Below are 18,698 nucleotides of genomic sequence, written 5' to 3' on the forward strand. Positions count from 1 at the left end.
GCTGACGGAGTGGGCGCGTATCGGGAAAAAGTGCAGGTTTCTGTTGCCAGGTACCTGCGAACCCCGCCTTACGCGGCTAAGCGCAAGGACTTAGTTTCGGCGACCCGAACTGCTTACGCAGCCAGAGCCATTGCCGGAGCACGGTTGTCGTTGGCAACTGTACTTTTCGGACCGATAACGGTGGTACCTCACCGGGACAAAGCAAACCCCTTTAGACGTTCGTCGATCCTGTTTCGGCCCCCTCCGCCCCCAACGAGGGTCGTATTGGTGGAGCCGCCGGGTACCGCCCCCGGGTCCGATCCGCTTATTCCGAGCGCGTTTATGTCCATAGTCCGGGTTGCCCCGGACAGGTCCGATATAGGGCGCGGGGCCGCGGCCCGCAAGCGGTTCGCGGCGAGCGTCGCCGGTCAGTCCTTCAGGCGCCGGGCGGGGGCGGGGCGGACGCGGCGCTCGATCTCCTCGAACAGGATGGCGGCGACGTTGCGGTTCGACGCGGCCTCCACCCCCTCGAAGCCGGGCGAGGAATTGACCTCCAGCACCTTCGGCCCCTCGGCGGAGCGCAGCATGTCCACCCCGGCCAGCCCCAGCCGAAAGGCGCGGGCCGCGCGCAGCGCCACCTCGCGTTCCGCGCGGGTCAGCTTCACCGGCTCGGCCCGGCCGCCCTGATGCAGGTTCGACCGGAACTCGCCCGGCGCCGCGACCCGGCGCATGGCCGCGGCGATCCGCCCGCCGATCACCAGCGCGCGGATGTCCTCGCCCCCCGCCTCCTTGACGAATTGCTGCACCAGGAAATCCGCTTTCAGCCCGCGAAAGGCCGAGATCACCGATTGCGCAGCCTTGCGCGTCTCGGCCAGCACCACGCCCTTGCCCTGGGTCGATTCCAGCAGCTTCACCACCAGCGGCGCCTGCCCGACCAGCCCGATCAGGTTGTCGGTATCCTTGGGCGACGAGGCGATGGCCGTCACCGGCATCGGCACCCGGTGGCGGGCCAGCACCTGATGCGCCATCAGCTTGTCGCGGCTGGCGAGAATGCCGTCCGAGGGGTTCACCACGAAGGTGCCCGCCGCCTCGAACTGGCGCAGTACCGCCGCGCCATAGGCGGTGACCGACACGCCGATCCGCGGCACCACCGCGTCGAAGCGGGGCAGGCGCTGGCCGTCGTAATGCACCGCCGGTTCCAGCGCGTTGATGGCAAGATAGCAGCGCGTGGTGTCCAGCACCTCGACCACATGGCCGCGCGCCTCGCCCTCGGCCACCAGCCGCCGGGTGGAATAGGCGCCGCCCTCGCGCGACAGCACGGCGATGCGCAGGGTCCGGGGCGGGGCCTGGGTCTTCATCGCCGCCGAGGAATAGACCTCGTAGCCGCGTTCCGGTTGCAGGAAGCTTTCGGTCGGGCTGACCGTCACCCCTTCGGCCAGCGCCTGCCGCCCGATCAGCATCCGGTAGGCCATCGCCCCCCGGTCGGTCAGGGTGATCTCCACCGGCCAGCGCCGGGGGCCGATCTCGATCTCGGACCGGATGACGTAGCGGTACTCCATCTCGCCGTTGGAGCTGATGACCTCGCGCCGGTCGACGATGCGGGCGGAACAGGGGATGGTCAGGTCGTGGCGGCCGGGGACGGGATGGATGGCGAAGCGCACCTTCGGCGCGTTCACGGGGCCAAAGGGCTCGATGTCGAAGGCATGCAGCGCCGAGGTCCGCGCCCCGGTATCGACCTTGGCCTTCAGCGCCGGCAGGCCGAGCGCGGGCAGGCCCACCCATTCTTCCCAGCCCAGCCGGAAGGGGGTGGCGGAGACATCCTTCATCGCGGCCTCGCAGTTCTGTCGGGCAGTCGGGTCCCGGGGGGCATCGGGTCCGGCGCCCGTTCGGGCCGTGGGATGCCCGAGCATTCCGACAGGAATGTGACAGTCGCGCCCGCCCGGCGCAGGGATGCCGTGCGCGGGGCGGGGATGTCGGGCCGACCTGCCGGCTTGCGCCGGCGCCCGTTGCTCCTTACGGTGGGGACAACTTGATATCGGAGGGCGTGACGATGACGCCCAGGCGTCCCACGGGTGCGGGGGCGCTCCCGGTCCCTGCGGTCGAGCCTCTCGCATCCGATGCGCCCGAGCCGGCGCCGCTTTATGCGGCGCTGGATCTCGGGACCAACAGTTGCCGCATGCTGATCGCCCGTCCGCAGGGTGCGCAGTTCGAGGTCGTGGACAGCTTTTCCAAGACCGTCCAGCTGGGCCACGGGCTGGAGGCCTCGGGCAAGCTCAGTCGTGCCTCGATGGCCCGCACGGTGCAGGCGCTGCAGATCTGCCGCCGCAAGATCGAACAGCACCGGGTCCGGCACATGCGGCTGGTCGCGACCGAGGCCTGCCGCCGCGCCCGCAATGCCCGCGACTTCCTGCGCTATGTCCGGCGCGAGACCGGCCTGCCGCTGGAGATCATCGAGCCCGAGGAAGAGGCGCGGCTGGCGGTGATCGCCTGCGCGCCGCTGGTGTCGCCCAAGACCGAACAGCTGCTGGTGGTGGATATCGGCGGCGGCTCCACCGAACTGGTCTGGATCGACCTGTCGGGCGTGCCGGGGCCGGACCGTCCCCGCGCCATCACCCGGCTGTCGGCGGGCTTCCGGTCCGAACCGGTGACCAATCACCCGGCGGCGCGGGTGGTGGACTGGATCTCGGTCCCGCTCGGCGTGGCGACGCTGAAGGACCAGTTCCACGATGTCGAGGACGATGCCGCCCGCTTCGCGCTGATGAGCTGGTTCTTCGAGGAGAAGCTTGCCGATTTCTCGCCCTACAATGCCGCCCAGACCCGCGAGGGGTTCCAGATCATCGGCACCTCGGGGACGGTGACCACGGTCGCGGCCAGCCATCTGGGCCTGCGCCGCTATGACCGGACCAAGGTCGACGGGCTGCGCATGACCTCGGACCAGATCGACCGGGTGATCCGCGACTATCTGGCGCTCGGCCCCGAAGGCCGGCGCACCGACCCGCGCATCGGCCGCGACCGGCACACGCTGATCATGTCGGGCGCGGCGATCCTGCAGGCGCTGATGCGGATCTGGCCCACCGACCGGCTGTCGGTCGCGGACCGGGGCCTGCGCGAGGGGCTGCTTTACGCGCAGATGGCGGCGCATGGGGTGCTGGCGGAAGGGGCGCTCTGACGGGCGGGGCGGGCGATTGCGCGGGACGGTTGCGATGCGCGCCGCGGCCCGCTATCTGGACGCCCTTGGACAGGAAGGCGGCGATGGCGAAGATACCGGGATCAGGCGGCGGGGCAGGCGGCGGCGGGGGCAATACCTCGGGCCGGGGCCAGCGCGAGTTGCGGGTGCGGGTCAAGACCGCGAAGGGCCGGAAACTGTCCTCGACCCTGTGGCTGGAACGCCAGCTGAACGACCCCTATGTGCAGCGGGCCAAGAAGGAAGGCTATCGCGGCCGCGCCGCCTACAAGATCCTCGAGCTTGACGACCGCTATCGCTTCCTCGTGCCCGGCGCGCGGGTGGTGGACCTCGGCTGCGCGCCGGGGGGCTGGTGCCAGGTGGCGGTGGAGCGGGTGAACGCGCTCGGCGAGAAATCCGGCAAGAAGGTAGGCACCGTGCTGGGCGTCGACCTGCAGGAGGTGGAGCCGATCGCGGGGGCCGATATCCACCAGCTCGATTTCCTGTCCGAGGGCGCGGATGACAAGGTGAAGGCCTGGCTCGGCGGTCCGGCGGATGTGGTGATGTCGGACATGGCGGCCTCTGCCTCGGGGCATCGCGGCACGGACCATCTGCGCATCATCGCGCTGTGCGAGGCGGCGGCCGAGTTCGCCTTCGACGTGCTGGAGGAGGGCGGCACCTTCGTCGCCAAGGTGCTGGCGGGCGGGGCCGAGACCCAGCTGCAGGCGGTGCTGAAGCGCAACTTCCGCAAGGTGGCCAATGTGAAGCCGCCGGCGAGCCGCGCGGATTCGTCGGAGAAATTCGTGGTGGCGCAGGGCTTTCGTGGCCGCCGCAGCGAGATGGAGCCCGACCCGGACGACCCGCGCGCCGATGTGCAGGACGATCCCTGGGCCGAGGAGTGACAGCCCGTGGCTGACCGCCTGCGGCTGGCCGTGGCGGATGCGGGGGTCGAGATCGACCTTGGCCGCGGCGTGCTGACCGACTTGTGGTTCGCGCATGGTCCGCGCGTGAGCCGGCCGCTGCACCGGGCGCATTGGGTGGGCGGGCCGGTGCCCGCGGGCCTCGCCCCGGTCGAGGCGGGGCTGGAGGGCGACTTCCTGTCGGCCCCCTTCGGCCGCGACGATCTGGACCCGGGCGGCCCGATCCACGGCCCCGCCGCCAACAGCCCTTGGGACGTGCTGGAGGTGGCCGAGCGCCCGGACCGGGCCGAGGCGCTGCTGCGGCTGCGGGCGCCGGTGCGGGGCGCGCGTATCGACAAGCGGCTGACCCTGCGCGCCGGGCTGCCGCTGCTGGAAACCCGGCACGAGATCGCGGGCGGCCAGGGGACGCTGACGCTCGCCCATCATCCGATGCTGCGCTTTGCCGGGCCGGGGCATCTGTCCTTCTCGCCCAAACGCGCGGCGCTGACGGCGACGGCGGCGGAACCGGGGCGGCACCGGCTGGCCATCGCCGCGCGGGGCATCGACCTGGCCGCCTTGCCCGGTGTCGACGGTCCCTGCGACCTGCACCGCTGGCCCTGGCCTCCGGGGCACGAAGATTTCCTGACGCTGGTCGAGGCGCCGGGGGCGCGGCTCGGCTGGACCTGCGCGATGCGAGAGGCCGAGGACGATCTGGTGCTGGTGCTGAAGGACCCCGCCACGCTGCCGGTGACGATGCTGTGGCTGTCGAATGGCGGCCGCGACCGCGCCCCCTGGGACGGGCGGCATCTGGGGGTGATCGGCATCGAGGACGGCTGCACCGCCGGCGACGAGGGCAGCCGCGCCGCCGCGGGCGCGAACCGGATCGCGGCCGAGGGCGTGGCCTCCTGCGTGCCGCTGGCGCCGGGCCGGGTGCACCGGACCTGGCAGGCGATCCTCGCCCTGCCGCGCCCGCCCGGCTGGACCCGGCTCGCCGCCGTCAGCGCCGAGGGCGGGCTGGTGCTGCACCCGGAACGGGGCGCGCCCCTGCGGCTTCCGGTCGGCGATACTATACCGGGGTGAACGGCCCGGCCCGGGCCGGAGGGGCCGCGCCCCTTACGGCTGCGGCAGCCCCCATCGCGCCTCGTTCGCCTCGATGGCGGCGATCCGTTCTGCCGTTTTCGGATGGCTCATCAGCCAGGCGGGCGGCGCGCCGCGCGCGCCCGTCAGGCGGTCGAGCTTGCGGAACAGCGCCTTTTGCGGCGCGGTGCCGATCCCCGCCTTCACCAGCAGCGCCGAGGCCCAGCGGTCGGCCTCGTATTCGTCGCCGCGCGACAGCCGGGCCGCGACCAGCCCCGTCACCAGATCGGCGAGCCAGATGCCAAGCCCCGGGATCAGCCGGCCCAGCACCGTCATCAGCAGCATCCTGACCGCGTTCTGCCCGGCGAAGTCGATCATCCGCCGCCGCGCATGGCCGAGCGCCACATGCCCCATCTCATGCGCGATGACCGAGGCCAGTTCCGTATCCGTGACCTCGCCCGCGCGAAAGCGGCGATAGAAGCCGCGGGTCAGGAAGATGCGCCCGTCAGGGGCGGCAAGGCCGTTGACCACATCGACCTCGTAGATGCGGACCGGGATGCGTTCCACCCCCGCCGCTTCGGCCAGACGCTCCAGCACCGGTTCCAGCGCCGGATCGGCCAGACGCACCGACTTCGCGTCCAGCTCGTGGCGCAGCCGCATCGCCGACAGCCGCCACATCAGCAGGCCGTAGCCGATCATCAGCAGGAAGGGCAGGAACTTCAGCATCAGCGGGTCAGGATCAGCCGGTCGCGCCGGATCTCGAGGCTTTCGAACCGCGAGAGATAACCCATGCCCAAAAGGGAATCCTCCAGCCCGCCGTCGGTGACCGTGGCGCGCACCCGGCGATCCTCGATCCCGCCCAGCACCACGCTGTCGATGCGGACGGGGGCGGTGGCGACCATGCCGTTGGCGGTCTGCGCCCGGCCGACATAGGCCAGCCCCGCCGGGTCGATGCCGATGCGTTCGGCATCCGCCCGGCTCAGCACCATGTCGCTCGCGCCGGTATCGACGACGAAGCGGACGGGCACGCCGTTCAGCTCGGCGGTCAGGTGGTAATGGCCGTCGGGGCCGACCGGCACCTCGACGCGGGCGCCGCCCTCCGCGCCGGCCTCGAACACCGATTGCCGGGGCATCACGTCGCGGCCGATATCGTCCCACAGCCCGCGGGCGGCGACCACGCCCAGGAAGATCAGCCCCCAGACCGCCGCCTGGGCCGCCATCTGCCCCAGACGTCCGCGCCACAGGATGGCGATCGAGCCGCCGACGGCCAGCGCCAGCAGGCCCAGATAGATCAGTCGTGCAATCTCGTCGCCGGTCACGCGCGGTCCTCCCCTTGCAGATGTAGGGTGCGGCGGCGCCGTTGTCAGCGGCCCGAGGGCAGCATCCCGATCATTCCCGCGCCGCGCATCCCGTCCAGCACGAACTGCACCGCCAGCGCGGCCAGGAGCATCCCCAGAAGCCGCGTCACCACCAGCGTGCCGGTGCGGCCGAGCGCGCGCTCGATGGGGCCCGCCACCATGAACAGCGCCAGCACGCAGCCCAGAACCCCGGCCATCACCAGATGCACCGCCGCGACATGGCCCCAGCCCGCGCCGGGGCGGTTGACCAGCAGGATCATCGTCGCCATCGCGCCCGGCCCCGCGATCAGCGGCGTCGCCAGCGGAAAGATCGACGGATCGTCGGCCGGGTCGGCGGCCGAGGGCGCGGACTGGTCCTCGCGCCGGCGGGTGCGGCGCTCGAACAGCATGTCGAGCGCGGTCAGGAACAGAAGCACGCCCCCGGCGATGCGGAAGGCGGGCATCGAGATGCCGATGCCGGACAGCAGCCCCTCGCCGAACAGGCCGAAGGCCGTCAGCAGCACCAGCGCGATGGCGGTGGCGCGCAGGCCGATGGCGCGGCGGTGGCGCGCGTCCATGCCCTGCGTCAGCGCGATGAACAGCGGCGCGAGGCCGATGGGATCGACCACGACGAAGAGGGTGACGAAGGCGGTGACGTAGAACGAGGGGTCGGCCATGCGCGCAGACTGGCCCGGCGCCGGCCGCCGCGCAAGCGCGCGGGCAATGCCGCCGCGTCTGCCGCCGCGTCCGGTTGCCGCCCCTAGCCCGCCTCGGCCGCGTCCAGCCGCTCCTGCGCGGCCAGCCACAGCGCCTCGGCCCGGTCGAGGCCCTCCATCACCTCGGCATATTTCTTCTGCCAGGTCTCGCGCTCGCCGGCGCGGGAGGGCTCATAAAGCTCGGGATCGGCCAGCTTGGTGGCCAGCTTGCCGCGCATCTCCTCGATCTTGCCGACGCGCTCCTCGCATTTCCGGAGTTCGGATTTCAGCGCCAGGATCTCGTCGCGGCTCGCGCGCTTCTTCTCGGGCTTCGGCTTCTCCGGCTTCGGCTCGTCCGATTGCAGCAGCAGGGCGCGATAGGCCTCGAGGTCGTCCTCATAGGGCGTCACCGCGCCGTCCTTGACCAGCCACAGCCGGTCCGCCACCAGCCCCAGCAGGTGCATGTCATGGCTGACGAGGATAACCGCGCCCGAATAATCGGTCAGCGCCTCGACCAGCGCCTCGCGGCTTTCGATGTCGAGGTGGTTGGTCGGTTCGTCGAGGATCAGCAGATGCGGCGCGTCGATGGTGGCAAGCAGCAGCGACAGCCGCGCCTTCTGCCCGCCCGACAGCCGCCCCACCCGCGTTTCCGCCTGATCCGCGCCAAGGCCGAAGCCCGCCAGCCGGGCGCGCAGCCGGGGCTGGCCTTCCTCGGGGCGCAGGCGCTGCACATGCTGGATCGGCGTCTCGTCCAGATGCAGTTCCTCGACCTGATGCTGGGCGAAGAAGCCGATGCGCAGTTTCGAGGCGCGATGGATCTGCCCCGCCATCGCCGGCAGCTTGCCCGCCAGCAGCTTCGACAGGGTGGACTTCCCCTCGCCGTTGCGGCCCAGAAGGGCAATCCGGTCGTCCTGGTCGATGCGCAGGTCCAGCTTCCTCAGCACCGCGCGGTCGCCATAGCCCACCGCCGTGCCTTCCAGCCGCAGGATCGGCGGCGACAGTTCCTCGGGCGCGGGGAAGGTGAAGACATGTTTCGCCGCCTCCTCGGGCGCGGTGATCGGCGTCATCTTCTCCAGCATCTTCACCCGGCTCTGCGCCTGCCGGGCCTTGCTGGCCTTGGCCTTGAACCGGTCCACGAAGCTTTGCAGATGGGCGCGGCGCGCCTCCTGCTTGCGGGCCTCGGCGGCCTGCACGGCGCGCTGTTCGGCGCGCTGGCGGGCGAACTGGTCATAGGGGCCGGACCACAGCGTCAGCTTGCGGTCGTCCAGATGCAGGATCGCCCCCACCGCCCGGTTCAGCAGGCCGCGGTCATGGCTGATGATCAGCACGGTATGGGGATATTTCGCCAGATAGCTTTCCAGCCACAGCGCGCCCTCGAGGTCGAGATAGTTGGTCGGTTCGTCCAGCAGCAGATAATCGGGCTGCGCGAACAGCACGCCCGCCAGCGCGACCCGCATCCGCCAGCCGCCCGAGAAATCCGAACAGGGGCGCTGCTGCGCCGCATCGTCGAAGCCGAGCCCCTTGAGGATCGAGGCGGCGCGCGCCTCGGCCGACCAGGCGTCGATATCGGCCAGCCGGGTCTGCACCTCGGCGATGCGATGCGCATCGGTGGCGGTCGCGGCCTCGGCCATCAGCGCCGCGCGTTCGGTATCGGCGGCCAGCACCGTGTCGATCAGGCTGGTGGCCGAGGAGGGCACCTCCTGCGCCACCCCGCCGATCCTCGCCCGGGCGGGGATCGAGATCGTGCCCCCCTCCAGCGCCAGTTCGCCGCGGATCAGCCGGAACAGCGTGGTCTTGCCCGCGCCGTTGCGCCCGACCAGACCCACCTTGTGGCCGGTGGGAATGGTGGCCGAGGCGCCCTCGAACAGGGGCCGCCCCTCGACGGAATAGGTGATGTCGGAAATCTTCAGCATGGCTGCTTGCTGCCTCAGCCGCGCGCCCGCGTCAACAGAGCCTGCCGGAAACCGGGCCGCCCCATCTTCTGTTCGCAAATATCCCGGGGGGAGGCGGCCGCAGGCCGGCGGGGGGCAGCGCCCCCCTCTTCCTGTCCCCGCGCCGGCCGCCGCCCGAAACGGCGGGTTTCCAAGCGCGCGCGCCCGTGCTAGCAGGCGCCGGCAAGATGGCGGGCCGCCGGCCCGCCGACCCTTTCACGCTGTCCAACCCAAGGGCTGACCGACATGGCGACCGAACGCACCCTCTCCATCATCAAGCCGGACGCGACCCGGCGCAACCTGACCGGCAAGATCAATGCCAAGTTCGAGGAAGCGGGCCTGCGCATCGTCGCGCAGAAGCGCATCAAGCTGACGCTGGAACAGGCCGGCAAGTTCTACGAAGTGCACAAGGAACGCCCCTTCTATGGCGAACTGTGCGAGTTCATGGCCTCGGAACCGGTGGTCGTGCAGGTGCTGGAAGGCGAGGGCGCGATCGCGAAGAACCGCGAAGTGATGGGCGCGACCAACCCCGCGCAGGCGGCGGACGGCACCATCCGCAAGGAATTCGCGCTGTCGGTGGGCGAGAACTCGGTCCACGGCTCGGACGCGCCGGAAACCGCGAAAGAGGAAATCTCGTTCTTCTTCTCGGGCCTCGAACTGGTCGGCTGACGACACCGGAGGCACGGCGGCGCCCCGGCGCCGCCATCCCGGCGGAAACGCAAAGGGCCGGCGCGGAGATCCCCGCGCCGGCCCTTCTGCATTTCAGCCTGTGCCGACTCAGCGCGGCGCGATCATCATGATCATCTGCCGGCCTTCCAGCTTCGGCATCGACTCGACCTTGCCCTTCTCGGCCACATCGCCCGCGACGCGGTTCAGCAGTTCCATGCCCAGTTCCTGGTGCGCCATCTCGCGGCCGCGGAAGCGCAGGGTGATCTTCACCTTGTCGCCCTCTTCGAGGAACTTGAAGACCGACCGCATCTTGACCTCGTAATCATGAAGGTCGGTCCCGGGACGGAACTTGATCTCCTTGATCTCGATGATCTTCTGCTTCTTGCGGGCCTCGGCCTCGCGCTTCTGCTGTTCGTACTTGAACTTGCCGAAGTCCATGATCTTGCAGACCGGCGGCACCGCGTTCGGCGAGATTTCCACCAGATCGAGTCCCGCCTCTTCGGCCAGCATCATCGCGCGGCCGGGGGTCACCACGCCGACATTCTCGCCATCGGCGCCGATCAGCCGGATCTCGGGGGCGCGGATGCGGTCGTTGACGCGGGGGCCGGTGTCGCGTTGCGGCGGGGCATTGTGGGGTCTGCGGGCTATGGTAGGATTCCTTCTACAGCCATCGGGGGAATTGGCGCGGAAAATAGGGGCAGGGACGCGGGCTTTCAACCGCGTTTTCACGGGACCGTCATGCGGACGTCATTGCGGGCGGTCCGATGGGCGGCGGTTCCGGGGCAAAACGGAACGGCCGGCCCTGCGGTTCCAGAGCGGTTCCGCAGGCCGGCCGGAGGGATCGGGACGGGGGGCGCGTCAGACGCCGTCGCCCACGAAGGCCTTTTCCACCACATATTCGCGCGGTTCGGAATTGGCGCCCTCGTGCAGGCCGAAGCCTTCCAGCACCGCCATCACATCCTTGTTGAAGGCCAGGCTGCCGCAGACCATCGCCCGGTCGTCCGCCGCCGTCATCGGCGCGATGCCCAGATCGGCGAAGACCTTGCCCGAGGTCAGGTTGTCGGTGATCCGGCCCATATGCGGCGAGGCTTCGCGGGTGGTGGTCGGATAGTAGAGCAGCTTGCCCTCGACCATCTCGCCGATCAGCTCGTCGGAGCGCAGCCCCTCGACCAGTTGCCGCCCGTATTCCAGTTCGGCCACGGTGCGGCAGGTGTGCATCATGATGACCTGATCGTATTTCTCGTAGGTCTCGGGGTCGCGCATCAGGCTGGCGAAGGGGGCGATGCCGGTGCCGGTGGCGAGGAACCAGACCCGCTTGCCCGGCAGCAGCGCGTCATGGACCAGCGTGCCCACCGGCTTCGGCCGCAGGATGATCTCGTCGCCCGGCTGGATATGCTGCAGCTTCGAGGTCAGCGGCCCGTCCGGCACCTTGATCGAGTAGAATTCCAGTTCCTCGTCCCAGCTGGGCGAGGCGATGGAATAGGCGCGCAGCAGGGGTTTGCCGTTGTCGCCCATCAGCCCGATCATCACGAATTCGCCCGAGCGGAAGCGCAGCGACTGCGGCCGCGTCACCCGGAACGAGAACAGGCTGTCGGTCCAATGGGTGACAGCGGTGACGGTCTGCGCATCGGGCAGCGTCTTGACGGCGGGAATGGCGGCACTGGCGGCGGTCTGGGTCACGGCACTCTGTTCGGTCATGGGTCTGGCTGCGCGCGGCTGGCGGGGCTGGGCAGGGGGGCCTGCCGGGCGGCTCGGGCGCGTCTCTCCTTCTATCGCGATATGGGGGGCGGGCAAGGGGCCTGTCAGGCCCGCAGCCGCGACTGATAGTCATGGGCCTGCCAGTCGGCGCGGAACCGCCACTGCGCGGCATCCTGACGGGCAGCCAGATCGTCGGAAATCTCCACCTCGTCGAAGCCCGACCGCCGCGCCATCGCATACTGGTCGGCCAGCACATGGCCGCGCGCCCTGAGCCGCCCGACATAGCCGAGCGCCCGCAGCCGCCGCGCGATGGTAAAGCCGCGCCCGTCGGAGAAGGCCGGGAATTCGACAATCACCATGCCGATGCCGGCCAGCCGGTCCTCGATGGTGGACAGGCAGGTATCGGGCGCCAGGTCCAGCGATACGCCGTGCCAGTCGTCCGGGTGGAAACCGTCGTCGCGGACGATCACGCTCATGCCACGTCCTCCTTCGGGTCGCTGCCATCGGTCAGGTTGACCGAGGCGGGCAGGGGGCCGCGCACCACGCGACCGTTGATGAAATGGATGCCGCACTCTTCCTTGGCCGAGCCGCGCCAGCGTCCGGCGCGCGGGTCCTCGCCGGGCTTGACCGGGCTCGTGCAGGGCGCGCAGCCGATCGAGGGATAGCCCCGGGCGACCAGCGGATGCCGGGGCAGGCGGTTCTGGACCATGTATTCTTCCAGATCCTCGCGGCCCCAGTGTGCCAGCGGGTTGATCTTGACCCGGCCGGTGCCCTCTTCCTCCTCGAAGAAGTCGAGCGCGGCACGCGTGGACCCCTGGAACCGCTTGCGCCCGGTGATCCAGGCGTCGAAGTCCTTCAGCGCGGTTTCCAGCGGCACCGTCTTGCGCAGATGGCAGCAGGCATCGGTGTTGAACTGGTGCAGCGTCCCGTCGGGGTCGTCCAGCGCCAGCGCCGCGTCCGAGGCGGTGATGGTGCGCAGGTCGGTCAGCTTCAGCCTTTCTGCCAGCATCCGCTGATACTCCAGCGTCTCGGGGAACAGCATCTGCGTGTCGATGAACAGCACCGGCAGGTCCGGCGCCATGACCGAGATCAAATGCAGCAGCACCACCGATTCCGCCCCGAAGGAGGAGACCAGCGAGATGCGCCCCAGATCGACATCCTTCAGCGCATGTTCCAGCACCGCCACCGCGCCGTGATGGCGATAGCGGTCGTTCAGCCGGATCACGCGCTCGGCCGTCGGGTCCAGCACGGGCGCGGGCGGTTCCACCCGCGCAAGGGCGTTATGCGGCATCGCGCGCCTCTTCGGGATAGAGCGCGGCCTTGAACGGCGCGGGGCCAAGCCGGCGATAGGCGTCGATGAAGGCTTCTTCCGGCCCGGCGCGTTCCGCCAGATAGGCGCGCAGCAACCGCTCGATGGCGGGCACCACCTGATCGTAGGCGAAGCCCGGCCCCGCCCGTTCGCCGATGGCCGCGGTTTCGGTGCCGTCGCCGCCCAGCGTGATCTGGTAGTTCTCCACCCCCGCGCGGTCGAGCCCGAGGATGCCGATATGGCCGACATGGTGATGGCCGCAGGCGTTGATGCAGCCCGAGATCTTGATCTTCAGCCGGCCGATTTCCTGTTCCAGCCCGAGCGCGTCGAAATGCGTGGCGATTTCCTGCGCCACCGGGATCGAGCGGGCGGTGGCCAGCGCGCAATAGTCCATGCCTGGGCAGGCGATGATGTCCGACACCAGCCCGACATTGGCGGTGGCGAGCCCCGCCGCCTGCAGTTCGGCATGGATCTGCGGCAGGTCGGCGCGATGGACATGGGGCAGGATGACGTTCTGTTCGTGGCTGATCCGCAATTCGCCATGCCCGTGCCGTTCCGCCAGATCGGCCAGCAGCCGCATCTGCTCGGCCGAGGCATCGCCCGGCGTCGCGCCATGCGCCTTCAGGCTGACGGTGACGATGGCATAGCCCTCCACCCGGTGCGGATGCAGGTTGGTATCGGCCCAGGCCCGGAAGACCGGATCGGCGGCATAGGCCGTATCATAGGCATCGACCGGCGCGTTGCGGAAGGCGGGGGGCGCGAACTGCGCCTCGATCCCCTGCAGGATCTGCTGGTCGACGCCGCTGAACTGCGCGCGCGTCTCGGCGAAGCGGTCCTCGACCGCCGCCTTGAACGTGTCGATGCCGTTCTCGAAGACGGTGATCTTGATCCGCGCCTTGTACTTGTTGTCGCGCCGGCCCATTACGTTGTAGGTGCTGACGATCGCTTCCAGATAGGGCAGCAGGTCGGCCTTGGGCAGGAAGTCGCGGATCACCGCGCCCAGCATCGGCGTGCGGCCCAGACCCCCGCCCACCAGCACCTCGAAACCCGGTTCGCCGCGGGCGTTGCGGATCATCCGCAGCCCGATGTCATGGGCGCGGGTCACGGCGCGGTCGTTCGGGCTGCCGGTGATGGCGATCTTGAACTTGCGCGGCAGGAACTGGAATTCCGGATGGTCGGTCGACCATTGCCGGATCAGCTCGGCCACCGGGCGCGGGTCCTCGATCTCGTCGGCGGCGGCGCCGGCGAAGTGATCCGCGGTGGTGTTGCGGATGGTGTTGCCCGAGGTCTGGATCGCGTGGATGCCCACCTCGCCCAGACTGTCGAGGATGTCGGGGATGTCCTTCAGCTTCGGCCAGTTGAACTGGATGTTCTGCCGGGTGGTGAAATGGCCATAGCCCTTGTCCCAGGTCTCGGCGACATGGGCGAGCCGGCGCATCTGGTCCGGGTTCAGCGTGCCATAGGGGATGCAGACCCGCAGCATGTAGGCATGCAGCTGCAGATAGACCCCGTTCATCAGCCGCAGGGGGCGGAATTCTTCCTCGGTCAGGCTGCCGTCGATGCGGCGTTCCACCTGGGCGCGGAACTGCGCATTGCGTTCGGCCAGGAAGGCGCGGTCGAAGTCGTTATAGTTATACATGCTGCGCCTCCTGCTTGCCGTGGGGATAGTTGGACGGGCCGCGGGTGCGGAACGCCTCGCGGAAATGGGTGGGCTCGGGACCCCTGGGGCCGGCTTTGGCATCGGCGAGATAGGCGCCCACCACCCGGTCGCGCTGGCTTTCCGCGAACAGGAGGCGCAGCTGCGCATGCGCCTCGTCCTCGATCAGCTCGGCCTCGTGGTGATGGCGGCTCCAGCGGTCATCCGCGGTCAGATAGATCACGTCGCCTTCCAGCAGATCGTTGGCGGTGACGACTTTCGGGGTGAAGCGGCGGCTCATGACAGGGCCTCTTTCAGTTCGGGAAGGGCAAGGGCCGCGGCACGGGGCGCGAGGCCGAGCAGGATCACGGCGGGGCCGGCCACATCCTCCAGACAGCCGGGCAGGGCGGCGAGGGTGGTGGCGACGATACGCTGGTGCGGCAGGCTCGCATTCTCGACCACCGTCACCTCGGTCGCGGGATCGCCGCCATGCATCATCAGCCGGCCCTGCACGAAGCGCGCGGCCTTCTTGCCCATGTAGATCGCGGCCACCTGACCCGGTTGCGCCAGCGCGCGCCAGTCTTGGTCGGCGAAGCCTTCGGCATCGTGACCGGTCAGGATGCGCAGGCCGGTGTTGCGGCCCCGGCGTGTCAGGCTTTGCCCGATGGCGGCGGCCGCGGCGACCGATGCGGTGATGCCGGGGACGATCTCGTAGCCGATCCCGGCCTCGGCCAGCGGCCCGGTTTCCTCGTCCAGCCGGCCGAAGATGCCGCAATCGCCGCCCTTCAGCCGCAGCACGCGGCGCCCGGCCCGCGCGAAGGCGAGGATCAGGGCGATGATCTCGGTCTGCGGGGTGGAGGGGCCGAAGCCCTCCTTGCCGACGGCGATCAGCGTCGCCTGCGGCCCGGCCAGCGCCAGCACGCCCGGCCCCACCAGCCGGTCGTGCAGGACGATATCCGCCGCCGCCAGCGCGCGGGCGGCGCGCAGGGTCAGCAGGTCGGGATCGCCGGGGCCCGCGCCGACGAAGAGCACGGGCGCGATTTCGGACTGGCTGGACGGCATGGGGCACCTCGCTGTTCTTCTCTGGAATATAGAAAAAAATTCCCGTATGACGCCAGAAGCCGCCATCAATAAGGACGTTCGTTCCAATTCTGCGCCGCAGAAGACCGCACGTTCGCCAAAACCGGAGAAATGCGAATGTCAGTCCGCATCGACGAGATGGACCGGAAAATTCTTGCCGAACTGCAGGAGGATGCGGGCCAGTCGCTGGACGAGATCGCGCGCAAGGTCGGCAGTTCCAAGACCCCGGTCTGGAACCGCATCCGCAAGCTGCGCGAGGCCGGTGTGATCGGCCGGCAGACCATGCTGCTGGATGCCGAGGCCCTGGGGCTGGAGGCCTGCTTCTTCGTGCTGATCCGCACCAGCGAGCATGAGGCCGACTGGCAAAGGCGGTTCCTGACCACGCTGCGCGCCCGGCCCGAGGTGCAGGAGGCGCACCGGCTGGCCGGCGATATCGACTATATCCTGAAGGTGCGGGTGCGGAATGCCCGCGCCTATGACCAGTTCTATCAGGCGCTGATCGCCGAGGTGAAGATCCACAACGTCACGGCGCTGCTGTCGATGGAAGAGATCAAGTCGACGACGCTGCTGCCGCTGTAGCGGGGTTCTGTCGGGGCGGCCCCCCTAAGGACCAGCGGCGCGGGGGCAACATCCCCGCGCCGCCGGGACCGACCGCCGGAGGCAACCGCGGCCGGAACGCTGGGGCAGGGCCGCGGCCCGCCCGTCAGAAATAGGCGCCCACCGTCTGCGCCAGCGGCGAGCCGGCAAAGGCGAAGCCGATCCCCGTCAGCGACATCGCCCGCGCGGTCAGGCGCAGGTCTTCCTTGCCGAAGGCGTTGTAGGTCAGCAGCGCCAGACCCACCGGCAGCACCGCCACCACCAACGCCATGTCCATCGCGTAGAGCGTCAGACGCTGCGGCAGGTTGGGATTGGCCGCCGCCGGATCGGCATAGAGCGCCTGACGGATGCGCGCGGCCTCGTCCCGCATGGGATGGGGCAGGTCGGGCAGGTCGTTGGCCACCACCTGCGCCGCCGCGTTGCGCCGTGCGGCCGCGCGCTGGCGGGCAGCCTCGGCCCGGGCGATGGCGTCCTCTGCCGCCGGCGCCTCCTGCGCCTCGCGGCACAGTTCGCGCACCACATCGTCGAATTCGTCCGGGCCGAAGGCGCCGCCGGTCTCGCTCCACAGCACCTCGTCGGCGGGGAACACCGCCTGCACCTTCTCGACCAGCGACCGGCACAGCGCCTCGCGCCGTTCGGCCAGCACCACGGGCAGGCCCTCGGCGATGCCGAAGCTGACCGCGATCACCAGCGCGGACCGCGCGCGGTCCGGCCCGGGCGCGGCGGCCGCCTGCAGCATCGGATCGGCGCAATGGGCCAGCGAGATGCGCGCGCCGTCGATGGCGAACAGCGCGAAATCGTCATAGGGGCGCAGATGCCGGTAATCGGTCCGCGGCCGGTCCCGGAAGGCCCGATCGAATTGTTCCACCAGCCGCTCGAATTCACCCACCATCGGTTCTCGGTACAGCAGGGCGGCGACGACTGTTGCGGATGCGTGATGCATCGTCCGTCTTCTCCTGTTTCTGTACCTGGCAGGGTGACGGTGGAATGGGCCGCGAATTCGGAAGGATTGAGGAAAAGTCGCGCACAAAGACGCGCGGCCACCGCATTGTCGCCACTATCTGCACGGTAACCCTGCGTCAACCGCGCAACCGCAGCGTGCAAAGCAAAGGCCCCGCGCGGCTGCGCGGGGCCCTGTGGCGACTGATTCCCGGCGGGATCAGGCCGAGTAGTACATCTGGTATTCGACCGGATGCGGCGTGTGTTCGTAGGCGTAGACCTCTTCCCACTTCAGCGCCATGTAGCCTTCGAGCTGGTCCTTGGTGAAGACGTCGCCGGCCAGCAGGAACTCGTGATCCGCCTCGAGCGATTCCAGCGCCTCGCGCAGCGAGCCGCAGACCGTCGGGATTTCCGCCAGCTCTTCCGGCGGCAGGTCGTAGAGGTCCTTGTCCGAGGCCGGGCCGGGATGGATCTTGTTCTTGATCCCGTCGAGGCCGGCCATCAGCAGCGCCGCGAAGGCGAGGTAGGGGTTCGCGGTCGGGTCGGGGAAGCGGGCCTCGACGCGCTTGGCCTTGGGCGATTCCGTCCACGGAATGCGGACGCAGCCCGACCGGTTGCGGGCGGAATAGGCGCGCAGCACCGGCGCCTCGAAGCCCGGGATCAGCCGCTTGTAGCTGTTGGTCGAGGGGTTGGTCAGCGCGTTCAGCGCCTTGGCATGTTTCAGGATGCCGCCGATGAAATACAGCGCCTCCATCGACAGGTCGGCATACTGGTCGCCCGCGAACAGCGGCTTGCCGTCCTTCCAGATCGACATGTTCACATGCATGCCGGATCCGTTGTCGCCCTTCATCGGCTTCGGCATGAAGGTCACGGTCTTGCCATAGGCGGCCGCGACGTTCTGGATGACGTACTTGTATTTCAGGATGTTGTCGGCCTGTTCGGTCAGCCCCCCGAAGATCAGGCCCAGTTCGTGCTGGCAGGTCGCCACTTCGTGGTGGTGCTTGTCGACCTTCATGCCCATGCGCTTCATGGTCGACAGCATCTCGCCGCGCAGGTCCTGCGCCTCGTCCACCGGGTTAACCGGGAAGTAGCCGCCCTTGTGGCCGGCGCGATGGGCGAGGTTGCCGCCCTCATAGTCGGTGTCGGTGTTCCAGGCGGCGGCGTCGGCGTCGATCTGGTAGGACACTTTCGCCGGCGTCACCGAATAGCGGACGTCGTCGAAGATGAAGAATTCGGCCTCGGGGCCGAAATAGGCCGCGTCGCCGATGCCCGAGGATTTCAGATAGGCCTCGGCCTTCAGCGCGGTCCCGCGCGGGTCGCGGCTGTAGGATTCGCCGGTGTCCGGCTCGACGACGGTGCAATGCACGCACATCGTCTTTTCCGCGTAGAACGGGTCGATATAGACCGAGGTCGCATCCGGGATCAGCTTCATGTCGGACTGGTCGATCGACTTCCAGCCGGCGATGGACGAGCCGTCGAACATGAAGCCTTCCTCGAAGAAGTCCTCGTCGACCAGATCGGCGACCAGCGTCACGTGCTGCAGTTTGCCGCGCGGGTCGGTGAAGCGGATGTCGACATATTCGACCTCCTCGTCCTTCATCAGCTTCAGGGCGTCTTTGATGCTCATGTGACTTCTTCCCTTCGTTGAGAGCATTGGGGCCGCGTCCCTCTGGTCCGGCCCGGAATTCT

The 18,698-nt window shown here is 69.2% G+C and carries 19 protein-coding genes and 1 other RNA gene; 5 read left to right on the top strand and 15 right to left on the bottom strand.

Annotated elements, in window-relative coordinates; genetic code table 11:
- Positions 1-29 precede the first annotated feature (29 nt).
- Both ssrA and rimK read right to left on the bottom strand, forming a co-directional pair.
- Positions 30-387: a transfer-messenger RNA gene (gene ssrA, locus EEY80_RS14410) on the bottom strand.
- A gap of 20 nt (positions 388-407) precedes the next feature.
- The gene (gene rimK, locus EEY80_RS14415; RefSeq protein WP_126977540.1) at positions 408-1,805 is read right to left on the bottom strand and encodes a 30S ribosomal protein S6--L-glutamate ligase; all 1,398 of its coding nucleotides are present in this window, start codon (positions 1,803-1,805) and stop codon (positions 408-410) included.
- A gap of 224 nt (positions 1,806-2,029) precedes the next feature.
- Here rimK and EEY80_RS14420 point away from each other — a divergent pair, with 224 nt between their 5' ends.
- The 3 genes from EEY80_RS14420 (at position 2,030) to EEY80_RS14430 (ending at position 5,121) form a co-directional block, all read left to right on the top strand.
- Positions 2,030-3,148: a Ppx/GppA phosphatase family protein gene (locus tag EEY80_RS14420; RefSeq protein ID WP_126977542.1), complete on the top strand. Its 1,119-nt coding sequence runs from the start codon at positions 2,030-2,032 to the stop codon at positions 3,146-3,148.
- Positions 3,149-3,231: 83 nt separating this feature from the next.
- Positions 3,232-4,044, top strand: coding sequence for an RlmE family RNA methyltransferase (locus EEY80_RS14425; RefSeq protein WP_126977544.1), 813 nt, complete (start codon positions 3,232-3,234; stop codon positions 4,042-4,044).
- A 6-nt stretch (positions 4,045-4,050) separates the two neighbouring features.
- Entirely contained in the window at positions 4,051-5,121 is a 1,071-nt protein-coding gene (locus EEY80_RS14430; RefSeq protein WP_126977546.1) for an aldose epimerase family protein, read from the top strand.
- Between the two features lie 33 nt (positions 5,122-5,154).
- On the opposite strand, the gene EEY80_RS14435 is transcribed toward EEY80_RS14430, so the two are convergent.
- The 4 genes from EEY80_RS14435 to EEY80_RS14450 all read right to left on the bottom strand — a co-directional run bounded on the left by EEY80_RS14435 (position 5,155) and on the right by EEY80_RS14450 (position 9,063).
- The gene (locus EEY80_RS14435; protein WP_126977548.1) at positions 5,155-5,844 is read right to left on the bottom strand and encodes a M48 family metallopeptidase; all 690 of its coding nucleotides are present in this window, start codon (positions 5,842-5,844) and stop codon (positions 5,155-5,157) included.
- Complete coding sequence (locus EEY80_RS14440; protein ID WP_126977550.1) at positions 5,844-6,437, bottom strand: retropepsin-like aspartic protease family protein; 594 nt, start codon at positions 6,435-6,437, stop codon at positions 5,844-5,846. The genes EEY80_RS14435 and EEY80_RS14440 overlap by 1 nt, the downstream gene beginning before the upstream one ends.
- A 44-nt stretch (positions 6,438-6,481) precedes the next feature.
- Complete coding sequence (locus EEY80_RS14445; RefSeq protein WP_126977552.1) at positions 6,482-7,132, bottom strand: MarC family protein; 651 nt, start codon at positions 7,130-7,132, stop codon at positions 6,482-6,484.
- Positions 7,133-7,215: 83 nt separating this feature from the next.
- Positions 7,216-9,063: an ABC-F family ATP-binding cassette domain-containing protein gene (locus tag EEY80_RS14450; protein ID WP_126977554.1), complete on the bottom strand. Its 1,848-nt coding sequence runs from the start codon at positions 9,061-9,063 to the stop codon at positions 7,216-7,218.
- Positions 9,064-9,327: 264 nt separating this feature from the next.
- On the opposite strand from EEY80_RS14450, the gene ndk reads away from it, so the two are divergent.
- On the top strand, positions 9,328-9,750 hold the full coding sequence (gene ndk / locus EEY80_RS14455; protein WP_126977556.1) for a nucleoside-diphosphate kinase: 423 nt from the start codon (positions 9,328-9,330) through the stop codon (positions 9,748-9,750).
- A 108-nt stretch (positions 9,751-9,858) separates the two neighbouring features.
- On the opposite strand, the gene infC is transcribed toward ndk, so the two are convergent.
- From infC to cobA, 7 genes are all read right to left on the bottom strand, one after another.
- A complete protein-coding gene (gene infC, locus EEY80_RS14460) occupies positions 9,859-10,467 on the bottom strand; it encodes a translation initiation factor IF-3 (RefSeq protein ID WP_328590529.1) in 609 nt (202 codons plus the stop codon).
- 141 nt (positions 10,468-10,608) lie between these two features.
- Positions 10,609-11,448 carry a ferredoxin--NADP reductase gene (locus EEY80_RS14465; protein ID WP_126977558.1) on the bottom strand — a complete coding sequence of 280 codons (840 nt, stop codon included), beginning with the start codon at positions 11,446-11,448 and terminating at the stop codon, positions 10,609-10,611.
- A 104-nt stretch (positions 11,449-11,552) separates the two neighbouring features.
- Positions 11,553-11,924 carry a DUF934 domain-containing protein gene (locus EEY80_RS14470; protein ID WP_126977560.1) on the bottom strand — a complete coding sequence of 124 codons (372 nt, stop codon included), beginning with the start codon at positions 11,922-11,924 and terminating at the stop codon, positions 11,553-11,555.
- A complete protein-coding gene (locus tag EEY80_RS14475; protein ID WP_126977562.1) occupies positions 11,921-12,739 on the bottom strand; it encodes a phosphoadenylyl-sulfate reductase in 819 nt (272 codons plus the stop codon). Before EEY80_RS14475 ends, EEY80_RS14470 begins: the two co-directional genes overlap by 4 nt.
- Positions 12,729-14,396 (bottom strand): nitrite/sulfite reductase, encoded by a 1,668-nt coding sequence (locus EEY80_RS14480; protein WP_126977565.1) that lies wholly within the window; start codon positions 14,394-14,396, stop codon positions 12,729-12,731. The genes EEY80_RS14475 and EEY80_RS14480 overlap by 11 nt, the downstream gene beginning before the upstream one ends.
- Positions 14,389-14,694 (bottom strand): DUF2849 domain-containing protein, encoded by a 306-nt coding sequence (locus tag EEY80_RS14485; protein WP_126977567.1) that lies wholly within the window; start codon positions 14,692-14,694, stop codon positions 14,389-14,391. Before EEY80_RS14485 ends, EEY80_RS14480 begins: the two co-directional genes overlap by 8 nt.
- Complete coding sequence (gene cobA, locus EEY80_RS14490; RefSeq protein ID WP_126977569.1) at positions 14,691-15,455, bottom strand: uroporphyrinogen-III C-methyltransferase; 765 nt, start codon at positions 15,453-15,455, stop codon at positions 14,691-14,693. Before cobA ends, EEY80_RS14485 begins: the two co-directional genes overlap by 4 nt.
- A 135-nt stretch (positions 15,456-15,590) precedes the next feature.
- On the opposite strand from cobA, the gene EEY80_RS14495 reads away from it, so the two are divergent.
- Positions 15,591-16,052: an Lrp/AsnC family transcriptional regulator gene (locus EEY80_RS14495; protein ID WP_126977571.1), complete on the top strand. Its 462-nt coding sequence runs from the start codon at positions 15,591-15,593 to the stop codon at positions 16,050-16,052.
- Positions 16,053-16,176: 124 nt separating this feature from the next.
- Here the strand turns inward: EEY80_RS14495 and EEY80_RS14500 are convergent, their stop codons facing one another.
- Positions 16,177-17,013 carry a hypothetical protein gene (locus tag EEY80_RS14500; RefSeq protein ID WP_126977573.1) on the bottom strand — a complete coding sequence of 279 codons (837 nt, stop codon included), beginning with the start codon at positions 17,011-17,013 and terminating at the stop codon, positions 16,177-16,179.
- 216 nt (positions 17,014-17,229) lie between these two features.
- Positions 17,230-18,636 carry a type I glutamate--ammonia ligase gene (gene glnA / locus EEY80_RS14505; protein ID WP_126977575.1) on the bottom strand — a complete coding sequence of 469 codons (1,407 nt, stop codon included), beginning with the start codon at positions 18,634-18,636 and terminating at the stop codon, positions 17,230-17,232.
- Positions 18,637-18,698 lie beyond the last annotated feature (62 nt).

This window comes from Frigidibacter oleivorans (genome assembly GCF_003993775.1).
In the GTDB taxonomy this organism is placed as follows: domain Bacteria; phylum Pseudomonadota; class Alphaproteobacteria; order Rhodobacterales; family Rhodobacteraceae; genus Frigidibacter; species Frigidibacter oleivorans.